The following is a 10,251-nucleotide window of genomic DNA, read 5'->3' as shown; positions in this document are numbered from 1 at the left end:
GGTTCGCTCGATGTGTATTGGGTGCGGCGGGTGCTGACGTTTTAGGGGGGGCCCCCCCCCCCCACCCCCGCCGGGGGGACAAGGTCCCCCCGGACCCCGCTGTCAGTTTTGGTTTTGTTGGGCGGCGATACGCTGTAAAGCCCGGGGCATCATGCTCCCCCGTATCGCCATCATCGGCCGCCCCAATGTGGGCAAGTCCACGCTGTTCAACCGTCTGGCCGGGCGCAGGCTCGCCATCGTGGACGACACCCCTGGCGTCACCCGCGACCGCAAGGAAACCGAGGCCCGCCTCGGCGGCCGCCACGTGCTGCTGCTCGACACGGCGGGGCTTGAGGAAGCGCCGCCCGAAACCGTCGCCGGCCGCATGCGCGCCAGCTCCGAGGCCGCCATCCGTGACGCCGACCTCGTGCTCTTCGTCGTCGATGCGCGCGCGGGCATCACCCCCTCGGACCGCGCCTTCGCCGCCTGGCTGCGGCGGCAGAGCGTGCCCGTGCTGCTCATCGCCAACAAGACCGAGGGGCGCGGCGGCGGCATGGCGGCCTATGAGGCCTATGAACTCGGCCTGGGCGACCCCATCGCCATTTCCGCCGAGCATGGCGAGGGCATCGCCGACCTCCACACCACCGCCGCCACCCTGCTGCCGGAGGAGGAGGACGAGGAAACCCGCGACCGCACCAGGCCGCTGCGCCTCGCCATCGTCGGGCGGCCCAATGCCGGCAAGTCCACCCTGCTGAACGCCCTGCTGGGCGAGGAGCGGATGATCACCGGCCCCGAGCCCGGCCTGACCCGCGACGCCGTGGCGGTGGAATGGATGGACGAGACCGGCGGCAAGGTGCGGCTGGTGGACACCGCCGGCATGCGCAAGAAGGCCCGCATCATCGAGGGGCTGGAGCAGATGTCGGTGGCCGCCACCATCGCCGCCCTGAAGGAGGCGGAGGCCGCCATCCTGGTGCTGGATGCCAAGCTCGGCATGGATGAGCAGGATCTGCGCATCGCCCGGCTGGCGGAGCGCGAGGGCCGGGCCGTGGTCATCGCCTTCAACAAGTGGGACGCGGTGGAAGACCGCGCCGCCGCCCGCCGCGCCCTGGATGACGTGCTGACCGCCTCACTCGCCCAGCTGAAGGGGGTGAGCGTCGTCACCCTCTCCGCCATGACGGGCAAGGGCGTGGACAGGCTGATGCCCGCCGTGCGGCAGACGGTGGAGCGCTGGAACCGCCGCATCCCCACCGGCGAGCTGAACCGCTGGTTCGAGGCCGCCGTGGCCCGCCATTCCCCGCCGCTGGTCGATGGCCGCCGCATCAAGCTGCGCTATGCCACCATGCCGAAGGCCCGCCCGCCGACGATCGCCGTCTTCGGCCCGCGCGCCGAGGACCTGCCCGAGGATTACCGCCGCTACCTGGTGAACAGCTTCCGCGACGCCTTCGACATGCCCGGCGTCCCGGTGCGCGTGAATGCCCGCGGCGGCAAGAACCCCTTCGCCGAAGACTCCAACTGACAGCGGGGTCCGGGGGGACCTTGTCCCCCCGGCAGGGGTGCGGGGGCAGCGCCCCCCCGCTTCTTTCTCGGCGCTTTCCCCAAACCGCAACACCCAAGCCCCCGGCTTATGGCATTCTGGCGCAACGCGTTGACCAGAAAGGCCGTTTCCCGTGGATATCCTGCTGGCCCTGCTGCTGATCCTGGTGCTCAGCGGCATTGGCGCCCTGATTTCGCTGTCTGAGATCGCCTTCGCCGCCGCGCGGGAGACGCGCCTGCGCCTGCTGGCCGAGGGCGGCGAGCCGCGCGCCGCGCGTTTCCTGCTGCTGCGCCAGAACCCCGCCCCGGTGGTGACGGCCCTGCAAATCGTGGTCAACGCGCTGGGCGTGGCGGGCGGCGTGCTGGGCGAGGGCGCGCTCACCCCCGTCCTGGCCCCTGCCCTGACCCCGGTGCTGGAGCGCCTCGGCGCCGGGGAATGGGCCATGAGCGCGGCCTCGGCGCTGTCCTTCGTCACCGTCACCACGCTGTTCATCCTGCTCTCCGACCTTGTGCCGAAGCGGGTGGCGATGGCCTATCCGGAGCGCGTGGCGGTGCTCACCGGCTGGTTTCCGGCGCTGTCGGTGCGGCTCTTCCGGCCGCTGGTCTGGCTGTTCTCCGGGCTGGCGGACGGGCTGATGCGGCTTTTCGGCCTGCCCACCGGCGCGGTGCCGGAGACGGTGACGCCCGAGGAACTGCGCGCCACCCTGGCCGCCGGCGCCGAATCCGGCGCGCTGGACGCGGCCGAGCACCGGCTGATCGAGAATGTGCTGGCGCTGCGCGAGCGCAGCGTGACCTCGGCCATGACGCCGCGGGACGAGATCGTCTTCCTCGACCTGAAGGAGACGCCGGAAGCCTGGCGGGAGAAGGTGCGGCGCAAGCCCTATTCCCGCTACCCGGTCTGCGAGGGCGGGCTGGACCATGTGGTGGGCTATACCCGCGCCGAGGATGTGCTGGCCGAGGTGCTCCAGGCCGGCGTGGCCGCGCTGAAGCCGGAATCGCTGAAGCCCAATGCCCCCGCCCCCGGCCCGATGCGGCGGGACGTGCCCTCGGTGCCCGAGACGCTGGACCTGTGGGAGGTGCTGGCGCAGTTCGAGGCGCAGAAGGCCGGCTTCGCCCTGGTGGTGAGCGAATACGCGGTGGTGACCGGGCTGGTGACCTACAAGGACGTGCTGGCGGCGCTGGTGGGCGGCCTGGCCGACCCCTTCGAGGAGCGCGCCATCCTCCAGCGCGACGCGGATTCCTGGCTGGTGGACGGCATCGCCCCGCTGGCCGATGTGGCGGTGGCGCTGGGCACGGAAGACCTGCCGCTGGATGGCCCCTACCACACGGCCGGGGGCTTTGTTATGCATAAGTTACGGCGCGTGCCGCGCAAGGCCGACAAGGTGGAAGCCGCCGGCTTCGTCTTCGAGGTGATGGACGTGGAAGGGTTCCGGGTGAACCAGTTGTTGGTAATAAGGAAGAATCATGCATAGAGTTTCTAATATTGATGATTTAAATTCTATTTCTATTGAATTTTGGCCTATAGGCCAAGGAGGGTTTACATCTATTAATATCAAAATAAATAAAAAATCTTATAATATAGTTTACGATTGCGGGACAAATTCAAGTACTCGTTTTTTAAAAAAAAGCATAGAACGTTATGAAAATAAAAATAAAAATGAAAATGAAAATGAAAAAAAAATCGACATAATGGTCATATCTCATTTTCACGAAGATCATGTTAATGGATTTGTTTGTTTAGCAAAAAAATTTGACATAAAAATGCTAATCATTCCCGCATTCGATGACGTTGATTTTTTTATAAATAAAAAATCGCGTAGATTTCGAAATAAAATTCGTAACTTTGCTTCTAAATTTAATATAAATTTATTAGAAATTTCTCCGCTATCTATTGAGGAAATCATAGATTATGATGGGGATTTTATTAGAGATCTCCCAGACACCGATCTCAAATTAATCACCAAGGCCGATGATTTCGAAGAAAAAAATAAAAATCATCGCGAAACTTCTTCGGGATTTCGTATTTTAATCTCGGGAATAGTGATTAGATTTTTTAATATATGCCCTCTAGAAAAGAAAGAAATTTTATCAATAAAAACCAAATGCTTGAAACATTACGATATTTACAAAAAATCAAAAACCCACAAAGACCTGAAAGAGTTAAAGAAGGCTCATAGAAAAGCTTATGAAGAATTATGTAAAAACAAAAACATTAATTCTGATTATAATCAATTTTCGACTTTTTTTTATATGCAGCATGGTTTTTTTGGATTATTAAATTATCCAAACAAGTTACTTTATGATACTCCATCACCTCAAGATAGATGGGATTTTCATTGTGGATTTAGCGTTTTATTAACTGGAGACGCGTCAATAAAAACAATATCCGACATCGAAATGTTATCAAGAAAAATTTTTTGGGGAAAAATGCGCTTTAACGTATTTCAAGTCATGCATCATGGGTCGAGAAAATCCATCCCAGAAAAAATGGACATAAACATAGACCATTCTGTTTTTTGTGCTGGAAGAAATAATTCCTACGGACATCCTCACGCAGAGTCTATCGATTTTTTTAGAAAAAAATCAAAAAAAATTTTTACCGTGCTCGATGCAAATGAAGGGTTAATTTTTGATTTTTATTGGGATTATAGTTTGATTTTTGGAAAAATCCGTGATTTCGTCGAGAATTTTTTTCAGAATACAGAATTTAGCGAAATATTCTTTGATTTAAAAAGCAAAAAATTGTCGATAAACAAAGAAGATTATAACGCAATAGAGCCCACATTTGCGGCTAGCGTGCTCTAGTAACTCACCTTAACACCTCAAACACATCCCCCTCCGGCATAACCCCTTCCACATGCCGCCGATGCCAGAGGGCGTAGAACAGAAGATGCCACGCCGCGAAGCCCTCGCGCTTCCCGGCGGCGGCCTTGAAGAGGGCGATCACGCGGTCCGGCCGGGCGATTTCGGCCACCCCCGGCTGCGCCGCCACCAGCGGGCCGAGCGTCTCGCCCCTGGCGGCGATCCAGGCGCCCACCGGCACGGTGAAGCCCTGCTTCGGCCGGTGCGGCTCGGCGGCGGGGAGGTGGCGGGCCAGCCATTCGCGCAGCAGCCACTTGCCCGCGCCATGGCGCAGCTTCAGCGCATCCGGCAGGCGGAAGCAGGCCGCGGCCACGGCGCTGTCCAGGAAGGGGGTGCGCCCCTCCACCGCATGGGCCATCAGGCAGCGGTCCAGCTTCAGCAGCAGGTCATGGGGCAGCCAGTCCGCCACATCCAGCGCCTGGGCGGCCATCAGCCGGGTGCGGCCGGGCCGGGCGGCGGCGGCCTCGGCGGCGGCGATGCCGTCCCGCCAGCCGGTGAGGGGCGCGCGCAGCACGTCCAGCCGGTCAAAGGCGCCCCGGCTGCGCGGGGCCTTGCCGCCCAGCCACCAGGGCCGCATGGCGGCGCGGTAGCGGCCATAGCCGCCCAGCAGCTCATCCCCGCCCTCGCCGGAGAGCACCACCTTCACCTCCTGCCGCGCCCGGCGGGCGAGGAACCAGGTGGGGATGATGGCGTAGTCCGCCACCGGGTCGTCCATCGCGGCGACGATCTCGGGCAGATGGCGCCAGACCTCGGCCTCGGTGACGGTGATGCTCTCATGCCGCGCCCCCACGGCGCGGGCCAGGGCGGCGGCGCGCTCGCGCTCATCGGCCGCACCCCCTTTCTGGGAACTGGGCACGTCGAAGCCGGCGGTGAAGGCGCGCACCGGGCTGTCATTCAGCCGCGCCATCATGGCCAGCACCGCCGCGCTGTCCGTGCCGCCGGAGAGGAACAGGCCATAGGGCACGTCGCTGCGCTGGTGCAGCTCGACGCTGGACTGGAAGGCGGCGTCGAAGGCGGCCAGGGCCTCGGCCTCGGTGGTGGCGATGGGGCCGCCCTCGGGCAGGGCGGCACGGCGGCGGCGCTCCAGCACGCGGCCTTCCGAGACCGCCACCGTCTCCCCGGGCAGGAGGCGGGTGATGCCCTCGAAAATGGTCTCGGCGCCGGTGGTGAACTGGAGTTGCAGCAGTTCGGCCCGCGCCTCGGGGCGGATGCGCGGCGCCACCAGCCCGGCGGCGATCAGCGCCTGGGCCTCGGAGGCGAAGGCGATGCCGTCCCTCGTCTCGGCGAGGTAGAGCGGCTTGATGCCGAAGGGGTCGCGCGTCAGCACCACCTGCCGCGTGGCGCGGTCATGGATGGCAAGGGCATACATGCCGCGCAGCTGGTCGGCGAAGGCCAGCCCGTCGCGGCGGAAGAGGTGCAGCGGCGGCTCGCAGTCGCTGCCGGTGGCGCAGGCGAGCTGATTCTCCGCGCGCAATTCGCGGTAGTTATAGACCTCGCCATTGCCGACCAGCGTGGCCGGGCCGGAAAACAGCGGCTGGTCCCCGGTGGCGAGGTCGATGATCGCCAGCCGGTTATGGCCGAGGGCGACCTGGCCGGCGAGGTGCTGCCCCACCCCGTCCGGCCCGCGATGCGCCATGGCGGCGATCAGCCGTTGCACCAGGGCGGCGTCGGGCGTGGCGCCCTGCTTCAGGATGAGGCCGGCAATGCCGCACATGGAGGTTTCAGGCCCGTCCGCCGAGAGGTTGCGCCCCCGGCGCCGGGGCGGCGGCGGGGGCCTCCCCCACCTGTTGCAGGAAGGCGCGCCAGCGCGCAAGCACGGGGCCCTCGGCATAGCCGGCCAGATAGGCGGCGCGGCCGGCGGCGGCCAGGGCGGCGCGGCGCTCCGGCGCGGCGAGCAGCCCGGCAATGGCCTGGCCCAGCGCCTCGGGCGAGTCCTGCGGCACCAGCAGGCCGGTCTCGCCATCGCGGATCAGCTCGGCCGGGCCCTGGGCGGCCACGGCCACCACGGGGCGCGTGGCGCTCCACGCCTCCAGCACGATATTGCCCAGCGGCTCATGCCGGCTGGAGCAGACGAAGACGTCGCAGGCGGCGAGCAGCGCCCCGGCATCCTGCCGCCAGCCAAGGAAGCGCACCCGCTCCGCCACGCCCAGCTCGCGCGTCAGGGCTTCCAGCGCGGCGCGCTCCGGCCCCTCGCCGGCCAGGGCCAGCACGGCGCCGGGCACCTGCGGCAGGGCGCGCAGCAGCGTGTCGAAGCCCTTGTTGCGGTGGAGGCGCCCGAGCGCCAGCAGGCGCGGCGCGCCACGCGGCAGCTCCTCCAGCGCGGCGGGCAGCACGTCGCACATGTCGTCGGCGAAGTTGGGCAGGTAGTGGGTGCGCTCCGCCGGCCAGCCCTGTTCGGTGATCCAGCGCGCGAGGTCGCGGGTATTGCCCACCAGGTGGTCGCAGTGGCGGTAATACTTCAGGTCGTAATAGCCGCCGAGGCGGCCCACCAGCGTCCACGGCCCGCGCGGGGTGAAGCTGGCGGCGCGGTTCATCCAGGCCACGGCCACCTGCGGGCGGAAGCGGCGCAGCTCGGCGCGCAGCCGCCAGTGGGTGACGGGATCCAGCCAGCGGTTGCCGAAGCGCAGCTGCACGGGGGCGAGGCCGCGCACCGAGAGCCGCGCCGCCCGCGCCGCATCCCGCCGCAGCAGGGGCAGCACCTCCTCGCCGCTGGCATGCAGGGCGGTGGTGAGGCGCTCATAGAAGCCCTCCGCCCCGCCCATGCGGGCCCCGGCCATGATCTGGGCGATCCTCATGCCTGCTCTCCATCCCGGCGGGCCTGCGTTGAATGCCCGGCCCCGGCCAGCGTTGCCGACACGGGGCGGGGGTGGCTCATGCCCCGGCCCCAGCCCCAGCCCCAGCCCCGGCGCCTGTCGCGGCGCCTGTCGCGGCGGCCACCTCGTCCCAGGCCCCGGCCGGCGGCGTGTCGAGCAGGGCGATGGCGGCTTCCAGCGCGGCCTCGACGGAGAGCGCCGCCATCGGCGCCTTGCCAGGCAGGCCGCGCGCCAGCACGGCGCGGGCACGCGGGCCAACGGGGGCATATTCGCCGGCGGGCGTCGGGCCGAACAGGCCGAGCGTCGGCACCCCCGCCGCGGCGGAGAGGTGCATCAGCCCCGAATCATTGCCGATGAACAGGGCGCAGCGCGCGAGCAGGGCGGCGGCCTCCGGCAGTTCCAGCCGGCCCACCGCATCGATGGCGCCGGGCAGGGCCTGGAGGACGGGGGCGGCCAGGGCGGCCTCGGTGGCGCCGGGGCCGGCCAGCACCACGGGGCGGGCGCCTTCCAGCCGCCCGCCAGGGCCGGTGAGGGCCTGGAACAGCGCCACGAAACGCTCCGCCGGCCAGACCTTGCCCGCCCAGTTGGCGCTGGGGCCGAGGGCGATGAGCGGCCCCTCCCCCGGCGGCAGCAGGGCGGCGGCACGGGCGTCATCGGCCGGGCCGAACCAGGCGACGGGGCGCGGCGCCGGCTTCAGCCCCAGCACGGCGGCCAGTTGCAGCAGCTTGTGGCCGGGGCGGCGCCCGCCGCGCATCACCGCGCGCCGGCGCGTCCACACCAGCCAGGACAGGGCGGAGCCGCGCAGATCCACCACGAGGTCCCAGCGCCGCCCGGCGACACGGCTCCACAGCATCAGCCAGTGCAGCGAGAAGCGGCGCTTGGCCAGGACGATGGTGTCCTCCCGCTGCGGCATCCGGGCGAAGATGCCCTCGGCCACGGGTCCACAGGCCACGGTGACGCGGGCCCCGGGATGGGCGCGCAGCAGGTGGTCGAGCAATCCGGTGGAGAGCACCGCATCCCCGATGCGGGTGGCGGTCACGAAGAGGATGCGCATGGTTACGCGGCGCTTAGCATGGTTTCCGCCGCCTGTCCTGATCCAGCCCTGATCCAGTCCGGAAAGCAGCGCGCGCGGGCCATGGCGGCGGCGGGGCGCGCCCCTTCCGCATGGCTTGTCCCGGCCGGGAGGCATGCCACATGCTTGCACCATGCCCCTTTCTCTCCTCCCCCACCGCGCCGTGGTGGAACTGACCGGCGAGGACCGGACCAGCTTCCTCCAGGGCCTTGTCTCGAACGACGTGACGCAGGCCGCCCCCGGCCGCGCCATCTGGGCCGCGCTGCTGACCCCGCAGGGCAAGTGGCTGGCCGATTTCTTCATCTTCGCCGGGGCGGACAGCCTGCTGCTGGACGTGGCGGCGGACCAGGCGGCGATGCTGGTGCAGCGCCTCTCCCGCTTCCGGCTGCGCTCCCGCGTGGCGCTGGCGGTGCGGGAGGACCTCGCCCTCCTCGCCGGCTGGGGCGGGGCGGCGATGCCGCAGGGCGTGCCCGCCGCGCCGGATCCGCGCCGGCCGGAAGCGGGGTGGCGCGCCCTCCTCCCCGCCGCCGCCCCGCCCCCCCCGGGAGAGGCGGGGGATTATGCCCTGCACCGCCTCGCCCTCGGCCTGCCCGATGGCGCGCCGGACCTGGAGGCGGAAAAATCCACCCTGCTCGAAGCCGGCTTCGACGAGCTGTCCGGCGTCTCCTGGAGCAAGGGCTGCTACATGGGGCAGGAGCTGACGGCGCGCACCAAATATCGCGGCCTGCTGAAGCGCCGGCTGGTGCCGGTGGCGGTGGAAGGCCCCCTGCCCGCCCCCGGCACCCCCATCCTGCGCGATGGGGCGGAGGCGGGGGAGATGCGCTCCGGCCACCCCGCCGGGCTGGGCCTGGCACTGCTGCGCCTGCCCTTCACCGCCGGCGAGGCGCTCGCCTGCGGCGAGGCCCTGCTGCGGCCCCGCCCGCCGGAATGGATGCGCCTGCCGGAGACAGCGCCTCAGGCCACGACACAGGCGCCACAGGGAGGAACGGTTTCTTAGGGCTTGGCGGTCATCGTGCCGGCATGATGGAAGCCCTGCCGATTGCGGCGAAAAGCGCCGCGCCGTCCGTCCCAGGCCCACAGGCCGGGGCGGCGGCCCTGTCCGGAGGCCTGAAAAGCCCCTTCCAGAAGCTGATGGACAGCAAAAGCACGGAGTGGAAAAGCGCCGGCTCCAAGCGTGCCCTGGCCAGCCTGCCGCCCCCGCCCCCCGAAGCCAGCCTGCCCGCGCCCGAACTGCTCGCCCGCAAGGCCGCGGCCCGCGCCATGGCCGGCGACCCCCTCGCCCCCGCCAGAGCCTCCCCGCTGCGCAGCCTGCTGGCCGAGGCCGAGGGCACCGCGGATGAACCCTGCCAGGGCTATGCCATCCGCAATACCCGCTCCGGCGCCCTCGGGCGCTACCAGATCCTGCCCGTCGCGCTGCGCGATATCGGCTGGCAGGACGCGCAGGGCCGCTGGACCGAGCGCGCCGCCGCCGCCGGCGTCCGCAGCGAGGCCGATTTCCTCGCCCGCCCCACCGCGCAGGAACAGGCCATGGCCGACTACCTGCGCCGCACCGAGCAACAGCTTTCCGCCAATGGCGCCTTCGACAAGGCCGGGCGGCGCCTCACCGGGGTGGATGGCCAGCCCATCCTGCTGACCCGCACCGGGCTGGTCGCCGCCGCCCACCGCCAGGGCGCCGGCGCCGTCGCCCGCTGGCTGGAGAACCGGCTGGAAAAGCCACAGGCCCCGCTCAGCCCGGCCCAGCGCAACCTGTTCCAGAGCATCGAAACCCGGCTGCGCAACTTCACCAGCCTGCCCGGCGGCAGCGAGAAAATCGCCTGACGCCCGGCGTCCCGCCTGGAAACCAGACAGCGGCAGCCTGAAAGAAAGCCTGAAAAAAAGGCCGGGGGAATGAATTCCCCCGGACCCCCTTCTTTTTTCTGCAAGCTGCCGGTCAGGGCCGCGACGGGATCGCGGCACTCACAGCCGCCCCTCCGGCCCAGCGCCGCGTCCCGC

8 protein-coding genes are annotated in these 10,251 nt (G+C 67.7%); 5 read left to right on the top strand and 3 right to left on the bottom strand.

The annotated features are described in order from the left end of the window. Positions 1-151 precede the first annotated feature (151 nt). From der to NON00_RS18335, 3 genes are all read left to right on the top strand, one after another. Entirely contained in the window at positions 152-1,495 is a 1,344-nt protein-coding gene (gene der, locus NON00_RS18345) for a ribosome biogenesis GTPase Der (protein ID WP_256024098.1), read from the top strand. Between the two features lie 151 nt (positions 1,496-1,646). After that, positions 1,647-2,984, top strand: a complete 1,338-nt coding sequence (locus tag NON00_RS18340; RefSeq protein ID WP_256024095.1) for a hemolysin family protein — start codon at positions 1,647-1,649, stop codon at positions 2,982-2,984. Further along, the gene (locus tag NON00_RS18335; protein ID WP_256024093.1) at positions 2,977-4,317 is read left to right on the top strand and encodes an MBL fold metallo-hydrolase; all 1,341 of its coding nucleotides are present in this window, start codon (positions 2,977-2,979) and stop codon (positions 4,315-4,317) included. The genes NON00_RS18340 and NON00_RS18335 overlap by 8 nt, the downstream gene beginning before the upstream one ends. 4 nt (positions 4,318-4,321) lie before the next feature. On the opposite strand, the gene asnB is transcribed toward NON00_RS18335, so the two are convergent. From asnB to NON00_RS18320, 3 genes are all read right to left on the bottom strand, one after another. Next, complete coding sequence (gene asnB, locus NON00_RS18330) at positions 4,322-6,088, bottom strand: asparagine synthase (glutamine-hydrolyzing) (RefSeq protein WP_256024090.1); 1,767 nt, start codon at positions 6,086-6,088, stop codon at positions 4,322-4,324. 7 nt (positions 6,089-6,095) lie between these two features. Continuing rightward, positions 6,096-7,169 (bottom strand): glycosyltransferase, encoded by a 1,074-nt coding sequence (locus tag NON00_RS18325; protein ID WP_256024088.1) that lies wholly within the window; start codon positions 7,167-7,169, stop codon positions 6,096-6,098. 76 nt (positions 7,170-7,245) lie between these two features. Next, positions 7,246-8,241 (bottom strand): glycosyltransferase family 9 protein, encoded by a 996-nt coding sequence (locus tag NON00_RS18320; RefSeq protein ID WP_256024085.1) that lies wholly within the window; start codon positions 8,239-8,241, stop codon positions 7,246-7,248. Positions 8,242-8,392: 151 nt separating this feature from the next. Here NON00_RS18320 and NON00_RS18315 point away from each other — a divergent pair, with 151 nt between their 5' ends. Beyond that, positions 8,393-9,256: a folate-binding protein YgfZ gene (locus tag NON00_RS18315; protein ID WP_256024082.1), complete on the top strand. Its 864-nt coding sequence runs from the start codon at positions 8,393-8,395 to the stop codon at positions 9,254-9,256. A gap of 134 nt (positions 9,257-9,390) precedes the next feature. Continuing rightward, on the top strand, positions 9,391-10,077 hold the full coding sequence (locus NON00_RS18310) for a hypothetical protein (protein WP_256024079.1): 687 nt from the start codon (positions 9,391-9,393) through the stop codon (positions 10,075-10,077). The last annotated feature ends 174 nt before the right edge of the window (positions 10,078-10,251 follow it).

Source organism: Roseomonas sp. GC11, assembly GCF_024437745.1.
Classification (GTDB): domain Bacteria; phylum Pseudomonadota; class Alphaproteobacteria; order Acetobacterales; family Acetobacteraceae; genus Pseudoroseomonas.
This window is presented reverse-complemented; position numbering and strand designations above follow the sequence as displayed.

Coding starts and splice junctions, on each gene's coding strand:
- NON00_RS18335 (WP_256024093.1), top strand. CDS start 2,977: ATGCATAGAGTTTCTAATATTGATGATTTAAATTCTATTTCTATTGAA.
- NON00_RS18310 (WP_256024079.1), top strand. CDS start 9,391: ATGGACAGCAAAAGCACGGAGTGGAAAAGCGCCGGCTCCAAGCGTGCC.
- NON00_RS18320 (WP_256024085.1), bottom strand. CDS start 8,241: ATGCGCATCCTCTTCGTGACCGCCACCCGCATCGGGGATGCGGTGCTC.
- asnB (WP_256024090.1), bottom strand. CDS start 6,088: ATGTGCGGCATTGCCGGCCTCATCCTGAAGCAGGGCGCCACGCCCGAC.
- NON00_RS18315 (WP_256024082.1), top strand. CDS start 8,393: ATGCCCCTTTCTCTCCTCCCCCACCGCGCCGTGGTGGAACTGACCGGC.
- NON00_RS18325 (WP_256024088.1), bottom strand. CDS start 7,169: ATGAGGATCGCCCAGATCATGGCCGGGGCCCGCATGGGCGGGGCGGAG.
- der (WP_256024098.1), top strand. CDS start 152: ATGCTCCCCCGTATCGCCATCATCGGCCGCCCCAATGTGGGCAAGTCC.